General features: G+C 64.5%; 16 protein-coding genes. 11 read left to right on the top strand and 5 right to left on the bottom strand.

What is annotated here, in order from left to right; genetic code table 11:
- Window positions 1–371 precede the first annotated feature (371 nt).
- Complete coding sequence (locus tag IVB29_RS34995; protein WP_247507977.1) at window positions 372–2,063, top strand: methyl-accepting chemotaxis protein; 1,692 nt, start codon at window positions 372–374, stop codon at window positions 2,061–2,063.
- A gap of 77 nt (window positions 2,064–2,140) precedes the next feature.
- Here IVB29_RS34995 and IVB29_RS34990 read toward each other — a convergent pair whose 3' ends face one another.
- Entirely contained in the window at window positions 2,141–5,950 is a 3,810-nt protein-coding gene (locus IVB29_RS34990) for a DUF3971 domain-containing protein (protein ID WP_247507976.1), read from the bottom strand.
- A gap of 195 nt (window positions 5,951–6,145) precedes the next feature.
- On the opposite strand from IVB29_RS34990, the gene IVB29_RS34985 reads away from it, so the two are divergent.
- Both IVB29_RS34985 and IVB29_RS34980 read left to right on the top strand, forming a co-directional pair.
- The gene (locus IVB29_RS34985; RefSeq protein WP_247507975.1) at window positions 6,146–6,826 is read left to right on the top strand and encodes a peroxiredoxin; all 681 of its coding nucleotides are present in this window, start codon (window positions 6,146–6,148) and stop codon (window positions 6,824–6,826) included.
- A gap of 111 nt (window positions 6,827–6,937) precedes the next feature.
- Window positions 6,938–8,302: a M23 family metallopeptidase gene (locus IVB29_RS34980; protein ID WP_247507974.1), complete on the top strand. Its 1,365-nt coding sequence runs from the start codon at window positions 6,938–6,940 to the stop codon at window positions 8,300–8,302.
- Here the strand turns inward: IVB29_RS34980 and IVB29_RS34975 are convergent.
- Complete coding sequence (locus IVB29_RS34975; protein ID WP_247507973.1) at window positions 8,299–8,943, bottom strand: TetR/AcrR family transcriptional regulator; 645 nt, start codon at window positions 8,941–8,943, stop codon at window positions 8,299–8,301. The two genes, IVB29_RS34980 and IVB29_RS34975, sit on opposite strands and share 4 nt — an antisense overlap.
- Before the next feature lie 156 nt (window positions 8,944–9,099).
- On the opposite strand from IVB29_RS34975, the gene IVB29_RS34970 reads away from it, so the two are divergent.
- From IVB29_RS34970 to IVB29_RS34960, 3 genes are read left to right on the top strand one after another with little or no spacing between them, the layout of a single operon-like run.
- Window positions 9,100–10,707 (top strand): efflux transporter outer membrane subunit, encoded by a 1,608-nt coding sequence (locus tag IVB29_RS34970; RefSeq protein ID WP_346731324.1) that lies wholly within the window; start codon window positions 9,100–9,102, stop codon window positions 10,705–10,707.
- 17 nt (window positions 10,708–10,724) lie between these two features.
- A complete protein-coding gene (locus IVB29_RS34965) occupies window positions 10,725–11,849 on the top strand; it encodes an efflux RND transporter periplasmic adaptor subunit (protein ID WP_247507971.1) in 1,125 nt (374 codons plus the stop codon).
- A gap of 10 nt (window positions 11,850–11,859) precedes the next feature.
- The gene (locus tag IVB29_RS34960) at window positions 11,860–14,970 is read left to right on the top strand and encodes an efflux RND transporter permease subunit (protein ID WP_247507970.1); all 3,111 of its coding nucleotides are present in this window, start codon (window positions 11,860–11,862) and stop codon (window positions 14,968–14,970) included.
- Between the two features lie 45 nt (window positions 14,971–15,015).
- On the opposite strand, the gene IVB29_RS34955 is transcribed toward IVB29_RS34960, so the two are convergent.
- Both IVB29_RS34955 and IVB29_RS34950 read right to left on the bottom strand, forming a co-directional pair.
- A complete protein-coding gene (locus IVB29_RS34955) occupies window positions 15,016–16,212 on the bottom strand; it encodes a DUF5666 domain-containing protein (RefSeq protein WP_247507969.1) in 1,197 nt (398 codons plus the stop codon).
- Window positions 16,209–17,111: a DUF6502 family protein gene (locus tag IVB29_RS34950; RefSeq protein ID WP_247507968.1), complete on the bottom strand. Its 903-nt coding sequence runs from the start codon at window positions 17,109–17,111 to the stop codon at window positions 16,209–16,211. The genes IVB29_RS34955 and IVB29_RS34950 overlap by 4 nt, the downstream gene beginning before the upstream one ends.
- A 126-nt stretch (window positions 17,112–17,237) precedes the next feature.
- Between IVB29_RS34950 and IVB29_RS34945 the strand changes: the two genes are divergently transcribed.
- The 5 genes from IVB29_RS34945 to IVB29_RS34925 are packed head-to-tail and all read left to right on the top strand — an operon-like array spanning window position 17,238 to window position 22,771.
- Window positions 17,238–17,399 (top strand): hypothetical protein, encoded by a 162-nt coding sequence (locus tag IVB29_RS34945; protein WP_247507967.1) that lies wholly within the window; start codon window positions 17,238–17,240, stop codon window positions 17,397–17,399.
- Between the two features lie 8 nt (window positions 17,400–17,407).
- Window positions 17,408–19,336, top strand: coding sequence for a glycosyltransferase (locus IVB29_RS34940; RefSeq protein ID WP_346731327.1), 1,929 nt, complete (start codon window positions 17,408–17,410; stop codon window positions 19,334–19,336).
- A gap of 3 nt (window positions 19,337–19,339) precedes the next feature.
- Complete coding sequence (locus IVB29_RS34935; RefSeq protein WP_247507965.1) at window positions 19,340–20,080, top strand: ABC transporter ATP-binding protein; 741 nt, start codon at window positions 19,340–19,342, stop codon at window positions 20,078–20,080.
- On the top strand, window positions 20,077–21,456 hold the full coding sequence (locus IVB29_RS34930) for a glycosyltransferase family 1 protein (RefSeq protein ID WP_247507964.1): 1,380 nt from the start codon (window positions 20,077–20,079) through the stop codon (window positions 21,454–21,456). The genes IVB29_RS34935 and IVB29_RS34930 overlap by 4 nt, the downstream gene beginning before the upstream one ends.
- Before the next feature lie 10 nt (window positions 21,457–21,466).
- The gene (locus tag IVB29_RS34925) at window positions 21,467–22,771 is read left to right on the top strand and encodes an O-antigen ligase family protein (RefSeq protein ID WP_247507963.1); all 1,305 of its coding nucleotides are present in this window, start codon (window positions 21,467–21,469) and stop codon (window positions 22,769–22,771) included.
- Between the two features lie 77 nt (window positions 22,772–22,848).
- On the opposite strand, the gene IVB29_RS34920 is transcribed toward IVB29_RS34925, so the two are convergent.
- On the bottom strand, window positions 22,849–24,084 hold the full coding sequence (locus tag IVB29_RS34920) for an ABC transporter substrate-binding protein (protein WP_247507962.1): 1,236 nt from the start codon (window positions 24,082–24,084) through the stop codon (window positions 22,849–22,851).
- Window positions 24,085–24,098 lie beyond the last annotated feature (14 nt).

Here is a 24,098-nt window from a genome sequence, read left to right as displayed (position 1 = left end):
AGCGGCGCATTCGCACGCAATTAACGCACAAGTAACGGATGGTGCCGGCAGCCTTGCCGGTGCCGACTACCGCGAGCCAAGCACGTTCCAGATCAGGACGAGGGCCGCTGCGAGCAGCACGGACATGATGAGGCGGTGAACGAATCGGTTCATGGCCGCTCCGGCAGAGCTCGATGACCACAAAAGTCCGAGATCGATCTTCGCCGGCCTGCGCGCTGGCGCGTGCCGGAACATGCCCGTTCGCCTGCAAGATTGCGCATAAGGCTGCGAACGCTGTGCTGCGCGACGGGCCGCCGCATGGCTATGTTCATGATTGGTAAGAACTTCATGCTACCGATGCGGGCAATAATAACCATTCCGTAGAGGCTGCGATGAAGCTGCTGAGCCACATGAAGATCCGCACCAAGCTCACCAGCATGGTCTGCCTTGCGGCTCTCACAGTTACGGCCATCATCGCGGTATCAGCCTTCCTCAGCAAGAGCCGCATGATGGAGGACCGGGTCCAGCAGATGAAGACCGCGGTCGACATGCTCTACAACCTGGCCCAGTCGGTGCAGGACGACGTCACCGCCGGCAAGCTGACGCAGGCCGAAGCCAAGGCCCAGTTCCACATGCGCGGACGGCGCATGAGCTTCAACGGCGGCCAGGGCTATCCGGTGGTCTACAACGCCGACACCTCCCTCCTCGTCAACGGCGCGAACCAGCAGCTCGAAGGCAAGATCACCGGCGCGATCGACGCCAATGGCGTTCTCATCGCTGATGCGATCCTCAAGGCCGGCGATCAAAATGGCGGCGGCGTGGCCTCCTATCTTTATCCTCGTCCCGGTCAGACTGAAGCGGTGCGCAAGACCGTGTTCGCGCGCAAATTCGCGCCCTGGAACGCGACCATCAGCTACGGCCTCTATGTCGACGACATCGACGCGGACGTCCGCGCGCTGACGCTGGAGCTCGCCGCGGTCGGCCTCGGCCTGATGCTGCTGATGGCGACGCTGTCCTGGCTGATCGCCCGTGACGTGCTCGGCGCGCTCGACCGTCAGAAGACCCGCATGCAGGAGATTTCCGAAGGCGCCATCGACCAGCCGGTCGCGGAAACCGATCGTGGCGACGAGATCGGCCGCATGGCCGAGACGCTCGAAGTGCTCAGGCAAACCGCGCTGACGGCGCGCAACCTGGAGGCCGAGCAAGTCGCAGCCAAGACCCGCAACGAGCAGGAGAAGCGCGACGCCCTGATCTCGCTCGCCGACCGTTTTGATGCCTCCGTCGGCCAGCTCGTCGGCTTGATGGCCTCCGGCTCGGGTGAGCTGGAGACCACCGCCAAATCGATGTCGTCCACCGCCGAGGGCACCAACCGTCGCGCCGCCGTGGTCGGATCCGCTGCCACCGAAGCCAGCCAGCGCGTCCAGACGGTTGCGGCCGCCGCCGAGGAGCTCTCCTCCTCCATCACCGAGATCAGCCGTCAGGTTGCGCAGTCCGCCGAAGTCACGGGACGCGCCGTCGACAGCGCGCGCCGCACCGACACCATCGTGCGCGCCCTCTCCGACGGCGCCCAGCAGATCGAACACGTCGCGGAGTTGATCTCCAGCATCGCAGCACAGACCAATTTGCTCGCGCTCAACGCCACCATCGAGGCCGCCCGCGCCGGTGAAGCCGGTCGTGGCTTTGCCGTCGTCGCATCCGAAGTGAAGTCGCTGGCGAGCCAGACCGCGGAAGCGACGCGGGAGATCGGCGACAAGATCGCGCAGATCCAGGGCGCGACCAAGGAGGCCGTCGACGCCATCGGCGGCATCACCGCCACCATCGAGGAGGTCAGCCGCATCGCCACGTCGATCGGCGCAGCCATCGAGGAGCAAGGTGCCGCCACCGCCGAGATCGCCCGCAGCGTCTCACAGACGGCGGAAGCCACCAAGGAAGTCACCACCAATATCGGCGTCGTCAGCACCGCGGCGAACGAGACCGGCAACGCCGCCGGCATGGTGCTCACGGCGGCCAGCAACCTCTCCAAGCAGGCAGAGCAGCTCTCCGGCGAAGTCGGCACGTTCCTCGCGGGCGTGCGCGCGGCGTAAGGCTTACGAGCGCTCAAACCTCCACGTCGTCATGCCCGGGACGAGCCCGGGCATGACGACGTCGGGAGCATCCGCTGCTACCGCCGCGCGAGACTGCAGCCGCTCGAAAGCTGGCGCGTCGATCCGGTCGAACCGTCGTTCGACTGCGAGGGGAATTCCTCGAACGGCGTGTTCTGCTTGCCGGTGTTGAATTCCATGATCTTCCGAGTCACGCCGGGAAATATCGCCGAGATCGGATTGACGCGCATCACGGGCGCGGCCGGCGTGCCGACGACCTCGTAGGTCACGCCGATCAGTCCCTCTTTATCGCCCCCACCAAGGAACAACCCGAGTACCGGAATCTGTCCGAACATGTTGTTCAACCCGTACATCGGCACGAAGGTGCCGCTCATGCAGACCTGGTTGCCGGGATAGTCGATCGAGCCCTCGATGGTGGCGCCGACCATCGGCCCTTTGACCACGCCATCGCGAACGGTGAGCGCACCGTTCTGACGGGTAAACTCCGCACGCAACGCGCTGAAGGAAACCCCGTTCCCGGTGCCGTTGGGTGCGCCTGCCGCGACGCGCTCAAGCTGAGCCTCACCCTTCACCGTGAAGTCGCGCACGTTGATGAGGCCCTCGCGCGAGGCGCTTGGTTCCGACGACGGCGGCTCCATCGCCACGACCATCTGGCCACCGATCGCCTTGGTGTAGGTGTCGGTGAAGCGCAGCAGCGCACCGGCGTCGTTGGTCTGGAGATAGATTACCTCGCGGTTGCCCTGGGCGCGGCCGCCGCGCAAATCGGCGGCAACCGGCGTGTCCTTGCCTATCTTGCCGTTCAGCGTGAAGGCCTTGATGGCCCCGCTCCGCCGCGACATCTTGGCATCGACGCTGCGCATCGCTTCGCCGTTGAAGCCGGCGACCGCGCCGAGCTTCACGTCGATGTCGAAATCGACGTTCTTCATCTTGTTCTTGGAATCGTCCTTGGAATTGCCCGAGATCGCCGATTTCAGGAAGCCGCGACCGTCGAACACGTCGCCGCGCATCGTGCCCTTGACCACGCCGTCCTGGCCGCGCTCGACCTTCAGCGAAGCCTTGTCACCGTCGGACGGCGAATAGGTCGGGAAGTTCGCATTGATGAGGTCGCCGTTCGGATCGACCTCGAGCGAGCCCTTGATCGAGGCGCCGCCGCCTTCGATGACGATGTCCTCGAGCCGCGTCGATTGCGCTGTCGGCACCACCTTGAAGCTGGCTTTGCCCGACTTGCCTGGCAGCTTGACCCAACCCGGGAGGATATTGTCGAGCCTGACCGAGGTCAGGTCGGCCTCGATGCCGAGCTTGGTCGTCGCGTCGGGACCGCCGGCGATCTTGCCGGACACCTTGATCGGCAGCGATCCGCTCACGGCGGGGCTGAGGTCGAAGCCGAGACGTGCGCGAGCGGCATCGTCCAGCGTCGTCTGCAGCTTGACGTCCGCATCGCCCTCGGCCGGCTTGCGATAGTCGAGCGAGGCGGCCTGCCCGTTGATCTTGACGTCACCCTTGACCTGATAGCCCTGGTTGTTCGCGGCGATCTTGAGGTTGTTGGCCTCGAGCTTCTGGTTCATCACCAGCTTGTCCGCGGCAAAACCGTTGAGGTCGGCGGTGACGGCGTAGACCGTGTCCGCCTTGGTCAATCCACCCGTCACCGGCATGGCGAGCTGGATGTTCGCCGAGAACGTCCCCTTGCTGGTGTTGGGGTCGATAGCGGTCGACGACAGATCGCTCAGGCGATCGTTGGAGAGCATCTCGGCCGCCGCCGGCACCGGCCCGTCGACGCGGAACCTGACACGTGACGGCGATGGTTTGGGCGCCATATCAGGCACCTCGAAGGTGAAGTCGGAGATCGTGATCTTGCGGCCCGCCGGGGTCTCGGCAATGCCCTGCCCGATCGTCACGGTCGCAGTACGCCCGGTCACGCGCGCCTTCAAATCGGCGTCGTGCACGACAGGCATGCCATCCACCGGGCGGACCGCGACGCCGCTCGCCACGATGTTGACCGACAGACCGTCATCGGGGATCGGCGGGCCCTTGCGCGGAAGATTCTTCGTCGGCGAATTGATACCGATCTCGATGCGCTGGAGCGTACCGCGCTCGATCCGCTCGATCACCCATTCGCGCAACTCCGGAACGACGAGCGTCGGCCACATCCGCTTCAGCGCGGAGGCCGACATCGGCGTTCCTGCAAAACCCAGCGTCAGCCGCGGCTCGCCGGAATAGTCGATGGCGCCGGTGCCGGCGACGCCGATCTCGCCATTGCTGATATCGGCCTGCGTCAGCAGCAGGCGCTTGTGGTCGGTGTCGAAGCGGAAGCCGATCGCAATACGGTTGAAGACGAGTGGCGGCTCGTTGTCGATACCGCCGAGGAGGATCGATCCACCGCTGAAGCCGAGCTGCCAGTCGTTGATGCTGCCATTCGGCGGTTCGAGATGCGCCAGAAGCGTCAGACGGTTGGCGCCCGAGAGAATCTTGAACGGCGCGACCAGCACGCGCCGGTTGGCGTCCCACTCGACATTGATCTCGGCGGAGTCGATCGCCATCGGATAGTCGGGCGTATCGGTATCGATGATCTTGCCCGCGCCGGTCGTGATCTTGCCGCGGAAGAACGTCGGCACGCCGTCGCGGCCCAGCTCGCCCTTGAGCTCGCCGGTCAGCGGCAGATCGGCGGTATAGGTGAGATCCTTCACCCGCAGCGCCAGCAGGAGGTTGGCGGTCGAGAGCTTGTCGGCGCGGATGTCGACCGAGCGCACGCCGTTCTCGACGGGGCCGATCGTGGCGCGCAGCATCCACGGGCGCACGCCCTCCTCGCCGAGACTGAGCGTGACGCCGCCATGGCTCGGCCGGCGCAGGCTGAGCGTGATGTTCTCGAACGACCATTTGCTGCCGCGCTGCTGATCGTCGACGATCAGATTGCCGTTCTTCAGACCGATCTCGTTGAGGTTCTGACCGTCGAGGCCGGTCATGCTCAGACTGTCGAGCCAGTCGAGGCCCTGAAGAATGCCGCTCTGCGCGGCTGCCTGCGGGGCGGCTTGCGACGCGTCGGGCGTTGCGGGCGCCGTCCCGAATGGCGGCGGCGGCACCCCGTTGCGCGGGAATGTCGGCGGCAGGCCCGCTTCCTTCTTCGACGCGACGCCGGTCGCGAGCGGCTTGGCCGTGTCGCCGGCGGACACCGTGACGGTCCCGTCAGGGGCGATCCGGATCGCAAGCTCGGCATCGACGAGGTTGAGGCTTTCGGCGCGCAGGTGCCCCATCAGGAGACCCGCCCCCGACAGCTTGACCTCGGCCTTCGGCGCGGTGGCGACGATGGCATGGTCGTGGTCGCGCACGACGATGTCGCGGATGCGGACGGCGATGCGCACCCGTCCGGCCCGCTCGATCTGGGTGCCGCCGACCTCGACCGTATTGCCGTGACCGATATTGTCCTCGATCGCCGCCGCCAGCCAGGGCGTTGCGATATCCAGATTGATGGGACCGGCGCCAAGCCGCCACCACAGCGCACCGAAACAGCCGACGAAGATGACGGCGAGAGCCCCGACCACGATGACCAGCCGCTTCAGCCAGCGGCCACCGCCCAGCCAACGCCGCACCGACCCGAACCCGTCACCAAAGCGATGGAAGCCCGAATTGGAACGCGACAGCAGCCGGCGCGCCCGATGGCCCGCCGCCGCTTCCTGATCCGGATCCCAGTCGGCGTCGTCCCATTCCTGCGGCTCTGGTTGGCCGCCGCGCCGATCGAGATCCCGATTGTAATCCTGGGGCGACGTATTCCTTGCCATTGCCTCTCGATACAGGCGCCCGTCGTAGGATTGAGCGCCGCCGGGACCGCAGCCGTCGGCGGGAAGCGAAGCTCCCTGCGCCGGCACTGCCGCCATACCTCGAATATTCCTGCTGTTCGTCATTTCGCCCCGGGAGCGCGTTCAACGAGCAGTGGGGTAGTGCGTGGAATTCCTTGTAACCATACTCCGGCGTCGCCAGACTCGCCCAGCCGAGGGCGCGATTCCGGCACACCGGACGAGAGCTGCAATACCGCTTTGGTTGACCCGCCGAAAGCGACGAAAGGAAGGCGTATGTCCAAGACATCCCGAAAGAAATCGTCCAAAACGCCCTCCGGCAGTCCGACGTCTAAAAAGAAGGCCCTGAAAACGCGGGCGTCTGCTCAAACAAAGTCCACGAAAACCCAGCGGACACCGGCCAGCAAATCAACCGCGACCTTAGCAAAGACAGCATCGCATGGGGCCGCATCGAAACAGTTAAATTCCTCCAAATCGGCAGCCGCGGCGAAGGCCGCCCTGACCGAAGGCCAGAAGGCCCCCGCATTCCGCCTGCCCCGCGACGGTGGTGGCGTGGCCAGTCTATCGGACTATGCCGGCCGGAAACTCGTCCTGTTCTTCTATCCCCGCGCCGACACGCCCGGCTGCACCCGGGAGGCCATCGACTTCACGCGCCTTGCGGGGGCCTTCACCGCGGCCGGCACCGCCGTGCTCGGCGTCTCCGCCGATTCGTTAAAGGCCCAGGAGAAGTTCCGCGACAAGCAAAGCCTCGGCGTCCCCCTGATCTCGGACGAGAAACACGAGATGCTGGAGGCGTATGGCGCCTGGGGCGAAAAGTCCATGTATGGCAAGAGCTTCCTCGGGATTCTTCGCACCACGGTGCTGGTTGGGAGCGACGGCAAGGTGGCCAGGATCTGGCGCAATGTCCGGGTCGACGGCCATGCCGATCAGGTGCTGGAAGCGGCAAGAAGTCTTTAACCAGTTCGTTAAGTTCAAGCGGTTCCGTTTCCGGAAAATTAACCATGACCGGCCCAGATTGCTGCGGCAATTAGGCCGCAAGGAACCCATCCGACCGGCGCGGGAGTGCCGATGTCGAAAAGTTCTGCCCAATTCTCGCAGTACCCCCAGCATCACCCCCACGACCACGGACGGGCCTTCCATCGCCGTCCCGCCGCAGCAGCGGCCGCTGCGATTCCCCTTCCCGACGCTGACGACGCCTACACCATCGTGCATCACGGCAAGCAGGTTCGCCTGGGGCCCGTGGTGTTCTGGATCGTGGTCGGCACGGTCGTCCTGCTCGGCCTCTGGTCGGCCGCGACCGCCACCTATTTCGCGTTCCGTGACGACGTCCTGACCCGGCTGATCGCCCGCCAGGCCGAGATGCAATACGCCTATGAGGACCGCATCACCGAGCTGCGCGCCAAGGTCGACCGCACCACCAGCCGGCAGCTGCTCGATCAGGAGCAGTTCGACCAGAAGCTCGACCAGATCATGAAGCGTCAGACGGCGCTGGAGTCCCGGGCCACGGCGCTCGGGGCCATGCCCGACGTGACCGGATCGATCCCTCGCGCGACGCCGCAGCGTGGCGATACGAGCCAGGGTGCGACACAGGGCACGCCAAAGCCCTCGCCGATCAGCGACACCGTGATCTTCGTGGCGCCGCCGGATCGCGAAGCGCGGCTTGAGTCGCGCGCGCCGGCCGTCATCGCCCCGCCGACCCATCAATTCGCCAAGAACCAGGGCTTTGACAATGTCCTGGTCCGGCTCACGTCCTCTCTCGATCAGGTCGAGCGCCGCCAGATGGCATCGCTCAGCGCCGTCGAGGAAGGCATGGATTCGCGCATGCGCCGGATGCGCGGCGTCGTCAGCGATCTCGGTTTGAACATCGCCAATCTCGAAGCCGCGGTGCCGCGGACCGCGATGGGCGGTCCGTTCGTTCCCGTCAAGCTGACGGCCAATGCCGGACCGTTCGAGAAGCAGCTCAATCGCATCAACGTCGCCCGCGCCGAGATGGATCGTCTCAATCGCACGCTGGCGCTGGTGCCCTATCGCAAGCCCGTCATCGGCGAGGTCGAGTTCACATCCGGTTTCGGCGTGCGCAGCGATCCGTTTCTCGGACGGCCCGCGATGCACACCGGCCTAGACTTCCGCGCCGCCACCGGCGATCCCGCACGCGTCACCGCCAGCGGCAAGGTGGTCTCGGCCGGCTGGTCCGGTGGTTACGGCCGCATGGTCGAGGTCGACCACGGCAACGGTCTGTCGACGCGCTACGGCCATCTCTCCGAGATCAACGTCAAGGTCGGCGAGATCGTCAAGCTCGGCCAGGTCGTCGGCCTCGTCGGATCCACGGGCCGCTCGACCGGCCCCCATCTTCATTACGAAACCCGCATCGACGGCGAAGCCGTCGACCCGCAGAAATTTTTGCGCGCGGGCGTGCGGCTCAGCGCGGGCTAAACCTCAGACCGTGCCCTGCAGGCTTTCAGGAAGAATTTAAGGCCGGCCTCGATTTCCCGTTCAATCTCGTGCTCGGTGATATCGCTGAGGCCCAACACGATTCGCAGCGGCAGTTCACCGCGCACCAGTGACAGAAACTGCCCGGCAGCCTCCACTGGATCGTCAAATTCCAACAGTTTTTTGGCCTTGGCTTCGTCGAGAAATATGGAAAGGCGCCGGGTCGTGGCCTCGGGTCCGCTCTCATAGAAAAGTCGGGCGAGCACGGGAAACCGTCCACTCTCGTTGGCGATGATACGGACGAAAGCGACATCTTTTCGATGGATGAAGCTGTTGAGGTATTGCTTGGCAAACTCCCGCAGCGCCTCGGGCAGTCCGGCGGACAGTTTCGGGACCGGCAAATCGTCTTGCAGGCTCTCGCACTCCGCAACGATCAAGGACGCAAACAGGGCCTCCTTGCTCGGGAAATAGGCGTAGAGCGTGGCCTTGGAAACGCCGGCGGCCTTCGCGATGGCGTCCATGCTGGTTGCAGAAAATCCCTGGTCGAGGAAGAGCTCCCACGCCGCACGGCTGACGAGGTCGACCTTGCGGCCCGCGTGAGAGCCCTCTTTTTCACGAGCTGGGTTCTCGGTGGTTTCAATCAAAGGCGGATCTCCTTGCCTCACAGCGCGCTTCCCAGGGAAACCCACAACGTCTCGCACTGTCATCAACTGAAACAAAAGAACAGATGGCGGCGGTGAGAATCATCTCTCTTTTTTTGGATAACAAAAAACTGAACAGTTCAGTACTATTGACAATCCATGCTGTTCCCGTCAAGTACTGGACCGTTCAGTTCCAAGCGGGCGACGATGATTTATCGAAGATGGTTCAAAAGCGGTGTTTTATTGCCCCTTGCGCATGCCCTTGCCCTCGGAGGTTGCGCGGTCGGTCCCGATTTCGTTCCTGCGGACGCACCTGGGGTTAGCGGGTACACCGCGGGCCGATTGTCCGGGGCAACTGGCGCGGATGGGCCCGGCGGCACTGCGCAAAAATTCGTCGCAGGCACCGATGTGCCGGGAATCTGGTGGAAGGTGTTTCGCTCGCGACGGATCGAAGCCTTCGTCCGGGAAGCGATCGATAACCACCCCGACATCACGGCAGCGCAGGCGGCGCTGCGCCAGGCCCGCGAAGTGGCCGCGGCCGACATGAGCGCGCTGCTACCGTCCGTGTCCGGAAGCGACAGCGTAACCCGCAGTCAGACACCCCTGGCGGAATCCGGCCGGACCGGACCGTCGTCCTTGTTCACTCTCTACAAGACGTCCGTCCCCATCTCTTTCACGCCCGACATCTTCGGCGGCAAGGCGCGCGGGATCGAGGCCGATCTTGCCTATGCCGACTACCAGCGCTTCCAGCTCGAGGCGACCTATCTGACCTTGACGGCGAATGTCGTGACGACTGCGATCAGTGACGCCTCCTACGCCGATCAGATTCGGGTCACCGAGGAACAGATCGAAGGCCAGCGCCAGCTGGTCGCGTTGCTCGAACAGCAGTTCGCACTCGGTGCCGTTTCAAACGCCGACGTTCTGACCCAGAAGGCCCAGCTTGCGCAGACGGTCGCGACCTTGCCGCCATTGCAGAAATCGCGCGCGCAGAATCGCAACCAGTTGATGGCCTATCTCGGCCGGCTGCCGAGCCAGGATCGGGGCGAAGCGGTCCCGCTGTCGAACTTGCGCCTGCCGCGCGACCTGCCGATCAGCGTCCCATCCTTGCTGGTGCGTCAGCGTCCGGATATCCAGGCCGCCGAAAGCCAGGTGCACCAGGCCAGCGCAAACGTCGGAGTGGCCGTTGCCAACATGCTTCCGAACGTCACGCTGTCGGCCTCCGGTGGCAGCTCCGCACTCGCACTGTCGGGTCTTTACGGCCCGCAATCGGCGGCCTGGAGCGTGGCCGCCAGCGTCACCGGACCGATTTTCGATGCCGGAAGCCTGTTTCACACCAAGGAATCCAAAGTCGCGGCATTGGAGCAGTCCGGCGCGAAATATCGTTCGACGGTCATCACGGCATTCCAGAATGTCGCCGACGCACTCCGCGCGATTCAATCGGATGCCGATCTCCTGAAAGCCCAGGTCGAGGCGGAAAAAACCGCGGCCGAAAGCCTCAAGATGTCCCAGGCCCAGTTCAAGGCCGGTTCGACCACGTTCATCTCCGTCATCAACGCCGAACAGACGCTGCTGACGGCGCGGATCAATCGCGTCAAGGCGCAAGCTTCGCGCTACGCGGACACCGTTGCGCTGTACCAGGCGCTCGGTGGCGGCTGGTGGAACCGCATCGACGAAACTCCCGCCGCCGAGGTGAAGCCCGCCGGCGTTGCCGCGATATTCGTACCCGCGGGCGCATTGCCGCCGCAGCCGGCTCCGTCAGCCAACTAAAGCGAAAGCCCGACGCCATGTTCAAACGCATGATCATCATGTTGTGTGTCATCGGAGCGGTATTTGCCGCCCTTGCCTGGTTCGTCAACTTCCGCGCCGGCATGATCAAGCAGGCAATGGCCTCGCTGGCGGATCCTCCGCAGACGGTGTCGACGACCACGGCGCAGTCGAGCGACTGGCAATCCACGCTGACGGCGATCGGCACCTTCCGCGCCGTGAACGGCGCGGATCTCTCGCTGCAGCAGCCCGGCATCGTCGACGGAATTCATTTCGAATCCGGCAAGGAAGTCGCCGCAGGCGACGTGCTGCTCGATCTGCGCAAAGAGGACGATGTCGCCAAGCTACAGTCGTTGCAGGCCACCGCCGATGGCTACGGCATCACGTTGCGGCGCGATCAGGGGCAGCTGAAGATCAATGCAGTCAGCCAGGCGACGGTCGACAGCGGTGCCGTCAACGAGCGCAACGCTCTCGCATTGGTGGCCCAGCAGCGAGCGCTGGTCGATCAAAAGACGCTGCGGGCGCCGTTTGCGGGACGCCTCGGTGTGCGTCAGGTCGACGTCGGCCAATATCTGACGGCCGGCACCACCATCGTCACGCTGCAGGCTCTCGACCGTCTCTTCGTCGACTTCACGTTGCCCCAGCAGGCAATCGATCAGGTCACCGTCGGGCAACAGGTTCTGGCGCGCGTCGATGCGTTTCCGGACCGCAGTTTCAAGGGCACCGTGCAGGCGTTCAATTCCAAGGTCGATCAAACCAGCCGCAACGTTCAGGTCCGCGCGATTTTCGACAATGCGGACCGCAAGCTCCTGCCCGGCATGTTCGCGCGAATCGACGTGCGGGTCGGGCGTCCCACCAGCTACCTCACGCTGCCGCAGACCGCGATCGTCTACAACACGTACGGTGAGTCCGTCTTTCTCGCGGTCAAGAGCGATGCGCCGGGCAAGGAGGGATTGATCGCCCGCCAGACCTTCATCAAGACCGGCGCCAGCCGCGGCGATCAGGTGGCGGTGGTCTCGGGCCTCGATCAGAACGCAACCGTCGTCACGGCGGGCCAGATCAAGCTGCGGAACGGCACCCTGCTGAAGGTCGATAATTCCGTCACCTTGCCGAACGATCCAAATCCGTCACCCGTCGATCAGTGAGATAGAAAACGTGTCCTTTACCGACATCTTCATTCGTCGGCCGGTGCTTGCGATCGTCGTCAGCCTGATGATCCTGGTGCTGGGTCTGAAGTCGATGACTTCGCTGCCGATCCTGCAATATCCGCGCACACAGAACGCGATCGTCACGGTGACGACGACGTATTACGGCGCGGATTCTGCGATCGTCGCCGGCTTCATCACCACGCCGCTGGAAAACGCCATCGCTCAGGCCAATGGCATTGACTACATGACGTCGACCAGCCAGTCCGGCACATCGACCATCACCGTCAACCTCAGACTGAATTTCGATTCCGGCAAGGCGCTCACCGAGATCAACACCAAGGTCAATTCGGTCCTCAACCAGCTTCCGAGCGGCGTCCAGCAGCCAGTCCTGACCGTCAAGGTCGGCCAGACCATCGATGCCATGTATCTCGGCTTCAGCAGCGACGTGCTGGCGCCGAACCAGATCACCGACTATCTGATCCGGGTGGTGCAGCCCAAGCTGCAGGCCGTGACGGGCGTGCAGACCGCGGAACTGCTCGGCAACAAGACCTTCGCGCTGCGTGCCTGGCTCGATCCGATCAAGCTTGCGGCCTACGGGCTGACCGCCTCCGACGTATCGAGCGCGCTGTCGAGCAACGACTACATTGCCGGGCTCGGCACCACCAAAGGCCAGATGGTGCAGGTCAACCTGACCGCCGCCACGAACCTGAAATCGCTTCGGGAATTTCGCGACCTCGTCGTCAAACAGGCGGGCTCCTCCAACGTCAAATTGTCCGACGTGGCGAACGTCACTCTGGGCTCGGAGGATTACGACTCCTCGGTCGGATTCAACGGAAAGCGCGCGGTCTACATCGGCATCCAGGTTGCGCCAAACGCCAACCTGCTCGACGTCATCAAAGGCGTCCGCGCCGTCTACCCCGACCTCAAGGCGCAGCAGCCTGAGGGAATGAATTCCGAGATCATCTACGACTCCACCGACTTCGTGAACAGCTCGATCGACGAGGTGATCCATACCCTGATCGAAGCGCTTCTGATCGTCACCGTGGTGGTCTTCCTGTTCCTCGGCTCGTGGCGGTCGGTGCTCATCCCCGTGATCGCGATTCCGCTGTCGCTGATCGGCACCTTCACCCTGCTGCTGGCCCTCGGCTTCTCGATCAACCTGCTGACGCTGCTGGCCTTGGTGCTGGCGATCGGTCTCGTGGTCGATGACGCCATCATCGTCGTCGAGAACGTCAACCGGCATCTGGCCGAGGGCACGAAGCCGTTGCAGGCAGCGATCATGGCCGCGCGGGAACTATCGGGGCCGATTCTGGCCATGACGGTCGTGCTGATCGCGGTCTACGTGCCGATCGGATTCCAGGGCGGCTTGACCGGCGCGCTCTTCACCGAGTTCGCTTTCACACTCGCCGGCGCAGTCGCCGTATCGGCCATCATCGCGTTGACGCTCACGCCGATGTGCTGCGCGTTCATTCTCAAGCCGCCGAACACCGGCAAGCCGACGCTGAACGATCGAATTGTCGGGTTCATCGACGCCCGCATGGAGTGGTTGCAACACCGCTACCGGCGGTTGCTCGAATCGAGCCTGACGACGATCCCGGTCACGGTCGTGTTCGCAGCCTTGATCTTGAGCAGCATCTATTGGCTCTACACGAATTCCAAGAATGAGCTGGCGCCGGAGGAAGATCAGGGCGCGATCCTGATGCAATCCACGCTCGCTCCGAACGCCACACTTCAGCAGAAGCTGTTGTATTCCGCCGAGGTATACCGGCGCATTTCAGCCCATGCTGAAACCGCGGCGGTGTTCCAGCTCGATCTCGTCGGGAGCTCGATTGCGGGCTGGGTGCTCAAGCCCTGGGACAAGCGCGACAAGACCGCAGCCGCGTTGCAGCCAGCGCTCCAGCAGGAGATGGCGGGGGTGGCCGGAGCCAAGATTGTCGCGTTCCAGCTGCCGCCACTGCCGGGGGCGAGCGGGCTTCCGATCCAGTTCGTGGTCCAGACCACCGACCCGTTCGATCGGCTGGATGGAATTGCGAAAGCATTCACCGCCGAGGCGTTGAAAAGCGGCAAGTTCATCTTCCTCGACAATGACCTGAAGGTGGACCAGCCGCAGACTTCGGTGCTGATCGACCGCGAAAAGACCGCGCAGCTCGGACTGAAGCTCAGCGATGTCGGCGGTGCGCTCGGCGCCATGCTGGGCGGCGGGTATGTCAATTATTTCGGCCTGGACGGCCGTTCCTACAAGGTCATTCCCCAGGTCGCGCAGCGCGAGCGGCTGAACGCCGATCAGGTGCTGAACTATTACATCAAGACCTCCGACGGCACGTCCGTTCCGCTGTCGACGGTGGCGTCGTTGAAAACGACCACGGTTCCGCAATCGTTGAACCATTTCCAGCAGGTCAATGCCGCCACTATCTCCGGCGTGGCCATGCCCGGTGTGATCACCGGCGAAGCGCTCGCGACGCTGAAGGAGATCGCGGACCGGACCCTGCCCAAGGGCTACACCATCGACTATGGCGGACAGTCGCGGCAGTTCATTCAGGAATCATCCGGTTTCGCGGTCACCTTCGGATTTGCCCTGATCATCATCTTCCTGGCGCTGTCGGCGCAGTTCGAAAGTTTCCGTGATCCGCTGATCATCCTGGTCTCGGTGCCGATGTCGATCGCGGGCGCCCTGATCTTCATCATGCTGGGCATCAAGGGCGCGAGCCTCAACATCTATACGGAGGTCGGCCTCGTCACCCTGATGGGGCTGATCAGCAAGCACGGCATTCTCATCGTCGAGTTCGCCAACGAACTGCAGCATGCCGGCCGCTCCAAGCGCGATGCGGTCATCGAAGCGACAGCGATCCGGCTGCGCCCGATCCTGATGACCACAGCGGCCATGGTGATCGGCGTGATGCCATTGATCACCGCGTCCGGCGCGGGCGCAGCCTCGCGCTTCAACATGGGGCTGGTAATCGCCTCCGGACTTTCGATTGGAACGTTGTTCACCCTGTTCGTGGTGCCGGCGTTCTACATTCTGCTTGCGGCCGACCATTCCGCGGCAACAGGCGATGACGCGGTCATGGTCGACGCGATCGGACTCGGCACGAACGGCGAGCCGCGGGCAGCCCAGTGATGACCACACACGGGGCACCACGCAATGCGACCGACCTGGGTTCCCTCAGCGCCGGCCGCCGCCCATCCCGCCTCCGGGACCACCGAAGCCACCCCCACCCATTCCGCCGCCAGGTCCCATCGACCCGCCGGGCGAGCCAAGACCGCCGGGACCCGACGGGCCGCTTGGCCCTGTCGGCGCGGAGCCCGGCGTCGGACTTGCTCCCGGCGCAGGCGCACCGGGTGCACCGGGCTGGCCACCGCCCGAATTGGTCGTACCGCTGTTCGGATGCAGGATCGAGCCGCCGCCAGGCGACCGGCCGGGATTGCCGGTCCCCCCAGGCCCCTGCGTCGGCGCTCCCGTCCCGTTGCCTATGGCTTGCGCGGAATCGAGCTGGAGGCCGCGCGAGCGGTCGAACACGCCGTTCAGCACCATGCGCGCTTCACCGGCCGCGGGACCGAACCGTGAGCCGTCACGGGCAACGAGCCCGGAGCCAAGCCGGAGGTTCGCGCCCGCACGCTGCACATAGGCTTCGATCGAGAGGCGGCTCGCGCCGACGAGATCCGAGAAATCGTCGATCCGCGTGCGCGCGGCCTGCATCGCGCCCTGGCTCGCACTACCTTCGATCTGGACGCGCTGGCCGACCAGCAACGGATCGACGCCGCTGAGCTTCAGCCCGCCAATGCGCAAGCCATCGGGCCCGCGCACGACCAGACCGGTGACACGCTCGGTCGCCTCGCGCCGGGGCTCGACCAGGCTTGCGACGATGACGCCGTCGGTGCGGCGCAAGCCGTAGACGGCCACCTGCGTGCCCGCACGAAGCTTGCTCTCCTTGCCGCTCGCGACGATCTTCTGGCCGAGCACCGTCAACTCGTTGCCCTTCACCTGCTCGATCGGCCCCGAGACCTCGCTTGCGATCGTGATGTTGCGCGTGACGAGGGTGCCGTCGGCCTGACGGGTTGCGACCACACGGGCGAGTTGGCCGATGCGCAGCGCCTTGGGGCTCGCCGCCTCGCCGTCGATCCTGACAGGCACGTCGCTCGCATAGGTGACGCGCTCGCCGTTGACGTAGATGCTGCCGAAACGCTGGATCACGCCGACGATGCCGGTGCCGCCGATACCGTGATCATCGCCGCGCGTGATGCCGGTGCCGCCGATGCCCTGATCGGTGCCGCGCTTGACCTGCGCGCGGGCGATCGCCGTGCCGGCGAGCCAGAACCCCGTCAGCAGCAGACGGCGGGAGATGAGCGGCGGCCGGCTCATGAGGAACCGCCCTCCTTGCCGCTCTCTTTGCTGCTTTCCTTGCTGCCTTCTTTGGCCTCGCCCTCTTCGTCGGCGTCCTCGCTATAGATGTAGATGCCGAAATTCCAGCGGGCGTCACCCCCCTTGTCCTTGGCAAGCGCGCGGTTGGCTTCGCGGTTGGCGGTCTTCAGCGCGTCCATGGCAAGCTCGCGCGAGCGCGCCTCGAGGCGCCGCGCCAGCTTCGGCGAGATGTTGTTGTAGTGCACCGCGCGTTCGAGGAAGCGCGGCGCTGCGCCTGAGACGTTCTGTTCGGCCGCTGCGATATGGTCGTGCAGATTGCGGCCGAGATAGTGCCATTTGCTGTCGTCCCCGCCGCTCGGGACGAAAGCCGCTTCGACCAGCTCGATCTCGTCATTCTCATTGATGTTCACGAGCTTGCGGTCGACCCATTCATCGAGCACCGCGCGCGGGCGCACGTCTTTGGTGACAGAAGCGACCAGCTGCTCGAATGACGGCGAATCGCCCTCCGCCGTGCGCGGCAGTGCCACCGGCTCGCCCTTCGCGTCGGTGAACTCAGGCGCGGCGAGCCAGCGCGCGATCACGGCGCTGGTCAGCGACACCGCCGCGGGCGTCTCGTTCACGGGCGCGCCCGCGCCGCGCAACCGCGCCACCTCCTTGCGGTGGATGCCGGTGAGCAGGCTGACGCGGCTGTCGGTCTGCTCCTTTCCTTCCAGCGGGAAATCGTGCTCGGCGACGTTGACGAAAAGCTCGCGAAGCAATTGGGCCAGCGCCGGAAAGGTCATGCCACTGCGGATGCACAGCCGCACGAGCGGGCGCAGCAGCCGCGCCAGCGGCGCGTGCAGCTTCTCGGCAGCGTTCGGCTGTGGCGCCGCTGCTTTGGACCCGGACTTGGCATTCATGTCTGAATTGTACCGATGCCGCGCGTGGGACACAATCCCACTTTTCCCAGTTCTAGATTGACGTGGTAAATTTTCCCACATATATGAGACGCCACTGAGGGGCGCGACGTAAAGGGACTCACAACCATGGCAGACCGCTTGGTCCGCAATTCCAGCTCGCTGCATGCTTTGCAGGTTCCCGCCCGGGCGCGCGGCGCGATCGAGCCGATGCTGCCGGCGCTGCTGCGCGGAGTCATCTTCATCTCGGTGCTGGCCGCGCCGTTCGTTGCCGCGCTTCTCGCAGGCTGACCAACATGATGCATCACATCAACGAAACCCCGCGCCGCCCGTCGGTGCTGCACATCTTCAAGATCTACTATCCCGACCTGTTCGGCGGCACGCTCACGGTGATCCGCGACATCTGCACCAGCCTGAAGGACGCTTTCGCCTCTGCCGTGCTGGTCTGTTCGCAATCGGCTGAACGGCGCGAGATCGTCGTCAACGACGTGCCGGTCGAGCGCGTGCGCTCGTTCGGCAATGTGCTGTCGCTGCCCGCCGCCCCCGCTTATCCCTGGCGTCTGTGGCGCAAGATCGCCGAGCACGATCTGCTCGCCCTCCACGCTCCCTTCCCGCTCGCCGATCTCGTCTTCGCCTTCGGATTCGGCGCCAGGCGGCCGCTGGTGGTGCACTGGCACGCCGACATCGTCACCCATGCCGGCCTGCGCTGGTTCATCGAACCCTTGATGCGGCGGACGCTGCGCCGCGCCAAGGCGATCATCGTCTCGGACCACGTGCTGGTCGACAACACGGCGCTATTGCGTGAATTCGAGGACAAGTGCCACGTCGTGCCGTTCGGCATCGACACCAGCTTCTATGACTGCTCGAAGATCGAGCCGCACCACGTCAACGATCGCGGCCGGCTCGTGCTCGCCTGCGGCCGGCTCGTGCCCTACAAGGGTTTTGACGTCCTGATCCGCGCGGCGGCTGCGCACAATTTCGAGACCTGGATCATCGGCGAGGGCGCCGAGCGGCCGCGGCTCGAGCAACTGATCCAGGAACTCGGCCTCGGTGAGCGCGTCCGCCTGCTCGGCTCGGTGAGCGACAGCGAGCGCATCAAGCTGATGTGCCTGTCCGACGTCTTCGTGATGCCGTCGGTGACCAATGCCGAGACCTTCGGGCTGGTCCAGCTCGAAGCCATGGCCGCCGGCCGACCGGTCGTCAACACGGCGCTCGACACGGCGGTGCCGCACGTCGCCCGCCATGGCATGGAGGCGATTACCGTGCCGCCCGGCGACGCGGAGAAGCTGGGTGAGGCCATCGACACCCTGATCCGCGATCCCGAGCGGCGCCGCCGGATGGGACTTTCGGCACGCACGCGCGCCTTCACCCGTTATTCGGCCACGGCCTTCAGGGAGGGCATGGAGACCGTCTACCGCAACGCCGTCACTGCATCCTGCGAGGAGCGATCGGCGACTTGTGCGCCGGTGCCGGCGACCGGCTGGCTGGACACGGTGCGGATCGCAGCAGCGCTGGCTTGGTCCGACATGCGGCACCGCTACGTCCGCTCGCTGCTCGGCCCGTTCTGGATGTCGCTCCAGATGGCGATCGTGGTCGCGGTGCTGGGCTCGGTGATCGGCCAAATGTCGAACGCCAGCATGCTGGTGCGTCTGCCGATGCTGGCGCTGTCGATGACGGCCTGGACCTTCCTCAACAGCGTGGTGCTCGATGCGACCACAGCGTTGCAAAACTCGGCAAGCCTGATCCGCGACCGTGCGCTGCCGCCGGTCATCTTCCTCCTGCAATGCACGTTCCGCCAGGCGCTGTTCGCGCTGCATAACGCCTGCGTGCCGCTGCTGCTCTGGCTCGTCATCTCGCCACACGACCTCTCTCATGCGCTGGCGGCACTGCCCGGCCTGCTTCTCTTCATCGCCTGCACCTTTGCCCTGAGCCTCGTCCTCGGCGCCTTGGCGACACGCTATCGCGACCTCAAGCCGATCATCGAATCCACGCTGATGCTGGCCTTTCTCGCCTCGCCCGTGATCTGGTCGTCCGACATGATCAACCACCGTTCGACGGTGATGCGGCTCAACCCGCTGACGCATCTGTTCGCGGTGTGGCGCGAGCCGCTGGCGGGCGGCCATGTCGATCCCGTCAGCATCATCTATGTGCTGGTCGCACTCGCGCTCCTGATCTGTGCGAGCGTCCTGACGCTGGTCAACCTGCGCAAAGCCGCATTCTGGATCTGACGCATGGTCTCGATCAGCCTCCGCAACATCTGTCTCGACTACCCGCTCTACGGCGCCTACGACTTCTCGCTGAAGCGGCGGCTGCTCGGTCATCTCATCCGTGAGCCGGGCGAGATGCGAATCATCCGCGCCGTCGACAACGTCACGATCGAGGCCGAAGCCGGCGCCCGCATCGGGCTTGCCGGTCCCAACGGCTCCGGCAAATCGACACTGTTGCGGCTGATCGCCGGCGTCTACCCGCCAAGCAGCGGCAGCATCGCGGTGCAGGGCAACGTCATGCCCCTGCTCGGCCTGAACGCCGGCGTCAACCTGGATTTCGTCGCCGAGGACAACATCGCGCTGCTGCTGCGGATCAGCGGGCGCAAGCCGACCCGCAGCGTCATCGACGAGATCTGGGCCTTCACCGAGCTCGAAACGCGCATGCAGCGGCTGCCGCTGCGGATGTTCTCCTCGGGAATGCTGATGCGGGTGCTGTTCGCGACCGCCACCGCCTTTCCGGCCGACATCCTCCTGCTCGACGAATGGCTCAGCGTGGTCGACGAGCACTTTGCCGAGAAGGCCGAGGGGCGGCTGTTGAACCTGGTGTCGCAGGCCGCGATCGTGATCATCGCCTCGCACGACCAGCCGCTGCTGCGCCGCACCTGCTCCAGCATCATCAATCTCGATCACGGCCGCATCGCTTCGACCGTCGCGGTCGAGCCGCCCGCCCCTCACGCCTTTGAGCTCCACGAGAAACGCGCATGAAACAGAACATCCTCGTCGTCTCAGAAGCGCTGGGCGAGCCTAACCACAAGCGCGGAATCTTTCACTTCACGCGCGAATTGATGCGCTCGCTCGCGGCTGAGGGTCACGAGCTGACGCTACTGGTGGAGACCAACAGGCGTTATCGCAAGCTGCGCCAGCGTGAGCGGCGCACAAAACTGTTTCCGGCGCAATCGCGCAACATCGAGCTGCTCGCGCTGTATCGTTTCCTCGACGAGATCAACATGAGCGAGCCGGTGACGCGCAACGGCTTGCGGCGTACGCTCGACTGGCTCCGCCACAAGGCCACCATGTCGGTGTCGTGGGACTATGTGCTGTGCTTCCTGCGCGCCATCGGCCTGCGTGGCCTGCACGCCCGGGTGATCGAGAACAAAACCGCCGCTCTCGAATACGTCCCGCCGGACCTGCGCCATCTCGAATTGTTTCGCGAGTTCCAGCTCGAGCCCGGCTTCTACAGCTATCAGGATTCCTCGGCCTTCTTCCTGCTGCCGCCGCCGCAGGTCGATGCGCGCGACTACGACGTCATCGTTGTCGACACCCCGACGCGGGTGGCGATCCGGCGCAAGCCGGATGCCAAGGTGATCTGCGTGGTCCACGACTTGCTGCCGCTCACCGACCTCAAACTCAGCGACGTCGCCACGCGGCTGTTCCTGCCGCGGCTCCTCACCAGCCTGCGGCAGGCCGACGAGCTCGCCTTCGTTTCAAACTATAGCATGATGCGGTTCAGGGAACTGTTGCCGCAATTTGCGCACCTGCCGGCGCGGGTCGTGTATCCCCGCACCCGGTTCGACGCCCCGGATGTCCTGCACCTGCCAGCCCCGTCGGGGCGTCCGGGGCGGCCGAGCTTTGTCGTGATTGTCTCGAACGAGCCGCGCAAGAACGTCGCCACCGTCATCCGCGCCTTCCGTGGCGTGCCGCAGGCCGATCTCGTCGTGATCGGCTATGCCGGCGAGATCAGCCGGATGCGCAATCTCCCGCCGAACGTCCGTTTTGCGGGCTATGTCGACGAGCATGAGAAGGCTGCCCTGATCGCGGAGGCGCACGGCCTCATCATGCCGAGCTTTGCCGAAGGCTTTGGCGTGCCGATCATCGAGGCGCTGGCCGCGAACACGCCGGTGCTGTGCTCGGATATCGCGGTGTTCCGCGAGGTCGCGGGCGAGCTCGCCGACTATTTCGACCCGTTCTCGACCGACTCCATTGCGGCCTCGATCACCCGCGTGCTGACGCGGCAGGAGGAATACCGCGGCAAGATCCGTGCGAGGCGCCACGAGCTTGCCGAGCGGTTCGGCTTCGAGACCCAGGCCCGCGATTTCCTCGGCCATGAGAGGCCGAGGGAACGGCTGGTCGCGGCACGGTAAGCGCATCCAGATGATCGCTGAACCTGCCGTATTGTCCGGTCCGGCCGGTCCGGGCGACCTGCGTCGCCGATGGCAGGCTTTGGGCCATTCGGCCGCGCTGGTCCGGGCGGCTGATGTGCTGGTCATGCTGATCGCGGCATCGCTGCCCTGGTCGACCACGGCGCCTTCGATCTTCGTCGGGCTCTGGCTGCTCGCGGTGACGCCGAGCATCGACTGGCGCGACTATGCGCGCGAGCTGACACGGCCGGCGTTGGCCCTGCCCTTTGCTTTCCTGCTGCTCGCGCTCGTGGGCACGCTGTGGTCGGACGGCGACTGGCCGGACCGGCTGCACGCGATCAAGCCGGTTGCAAAGCTCGTGCTGATTCCACCGCTGCTCTATCATTTTGACCGATCCGAGCGCGGCTTCCAGGTGTGTCTCGCCTTTCTCGCCTCATGTGCGCTGCTTGCGCTCTACTCCTGGATCGTGCTGTTCGATCCCGCCTGGAAGATCACCGCGACGGCATCATCAGGCGTTCCCGTCAAAAACTACATCGACCAGAGCCAGGAGTTCACGCTGTGCGCCTTTGCGCTTGCGCTGCCCGCGCTGACTTTCTGGCGCGGTGGAAGCATGGCCGCAACAGCCGCTTGCCTGGCGCTGATGCTGCTGTTCGCCACCAACATGGTGTTCGTGGCGTCAAGCCGCACGGCCCTGCTCTGCATCCCGGTGCTGCTGGCCTTGCTTGCCTGGAAACATCTCGGCCGGCGGGCGACGGTGGTCCTGCTCGCAGGCACGGTCGCCGCAAGCGCGCTCGCCTGGACGACATCGCCCTATCTGCGCCAGCGCGTCACCGACGTCGCCATCGAATACCGCCATGGCCATGAGGACATCAGCCGCGCATCGACCGCGCAGCGGCTGACCTATTGGCGCAAGGCGCTGCATGCCTTTGCCGAGGCCCCTCTGATCGGCCACGGCACCGGCGCGATCAAACGGCAATTCGAGCGCGCCGCCACTGGCAAGAGCAGCCTCGATGCGGAAATCGTCAGCAATCCGCACAACCAGACCCTCAACGTCGCGGTGCAGTGGGGCGTGCTGGGCGTCATCCTGCTCTACGCGATGTGGATCGCGCAGCTTCGCCTGTTCCCCGGCGAAGGCCTTGCCGCCTGGATCGGCCTCGTGGTCGTCGTGCAGAACATCGCGAGCTCGCTGCTGAACTCGCATTTGTTCGATTTCCACGAGGGCTGGATGTATGTGCTCGGTGTCGGGGTCGCCGGCGGCATGGCGCTGAAGGCGCAAGCTAGAGCTTCCGTTCCGATAGAATCGGAAAGGAAGCTCTAGTCTTTTATTTTAGCGCGCTTTCTTGACGCGAACCGGTGTCCACTTCGCTCGAAAACGCTCTGCCAGCCGGTCCTGACCTACTGGCCGCGCTCGTGGCCGACCTCCCCGGTGATGACGTCGCCGAACAGCTCCCAGGCCTGGCCGTTGAAGCGCATCAGCTGCATCTGCTCGATCGGGAAATAATCGTCCGCTGACGTGTTGACCATAATGCCTGGCAGCATCAGGTCGGTGTGGAAGTCCTTCAGGTTCGCGGCCTGCTTCATGACGTTGTCGCGCGTGAGATTGTCGCCGCACTGCTTCAGGACCTGGGCCATCGCCTCGGCCTGCACGTAGCCATAGACGTTGTTGGCATTGGCCTTGTCGCCATCAGGGTAATATTTGTCCATGAATTCCCGCCATTTCACCACGGCCGGGTCCTTGTCCCAGGTCGGATCGGTCGGGTCCTTCAGATAGACGGTCGAGATGATGTCCTTGGAATAGTCGAGCCCGGCGGGCTTGAGCACCGAGGCGACCGAAGTCGCGGTGTTGGCGAGGAAGAATTTTGGCTTCCAGCCGAGTTCGCCGACTTTCCGGATCGCCTGCGCCGAACCCTTCGGCGCGGCCCACGAGAAGAAGATATCCGCACCGGAATCGTGAAGTGCCACGATCTGGGAGTCGATCGAGGGATCGCTCACCTCGTAGGATTTGTCGGCGATGACCATGCTGGCCTTGTCGCCGAGCCCATCTTTCAGGCCCTTGAACTGGTCTTTGCCGGCGTCGTCGTTCTGCCAGAACACCGCGATCTTGCTGTTCGGAAATTTGTCGCGGATGTATCTTGCGTAGATTCGCCCCTCGCTCTGGTAGTTCGGCTGAAATCCCATGGTCCAGGGGAAGTTCTTGGGATCACCGAACTTGGTGCCACCGGAGGCGACGAAGAGCTGCGGCACTTTCTTGGCGTTCATGTATTTCATGATCGCGGAGTTCGAGGGCGTGCCGAGCGGCTGGAAGATCAGCAACACCTCGTCACTCTCGACCAGCTTGCGCGCCTGCTCGATCGCCTTTGGCGGCGAATAGGCATCGTCGTAACTGATGAAGTCGATCTTGCGCCCGTTGATTCCGCCCTGGTCGTTGATCATCTTGAAAAAGGCGGCCTCGGTCTTGCCGATCACGCCATAGGACGACGCCGGCCCGCTATAGGGCATGATGTTGCCGATCTTGACTTCGGTATCGGTGGCTCCGGGATCGTATTTCTTCTGCGCCATGGCCGGTGCTGCGACGAGCACTCCGGCAGCAAGCATGGCGAGGGCAGCAAGCCTGTTGCGACGACCCGGCATCGTTCTCTCCCCTA

It is taken from the genome of Bradyrhizobium sp. 1, assembly GCF_023073315.1.
In the GTDB taxonomy this organism is placed as follows: Bacteria; Pseudomonadota; Alphaproteobacteria; order Rhizobiales; family Xanthobacteraceae; genus Bradyrhizobium.
The sequence above is the reverse complement of the archived record's forward strand: the minus strand, read 5'-3'. Positions and strand labels throughout refer to the sequence as shown.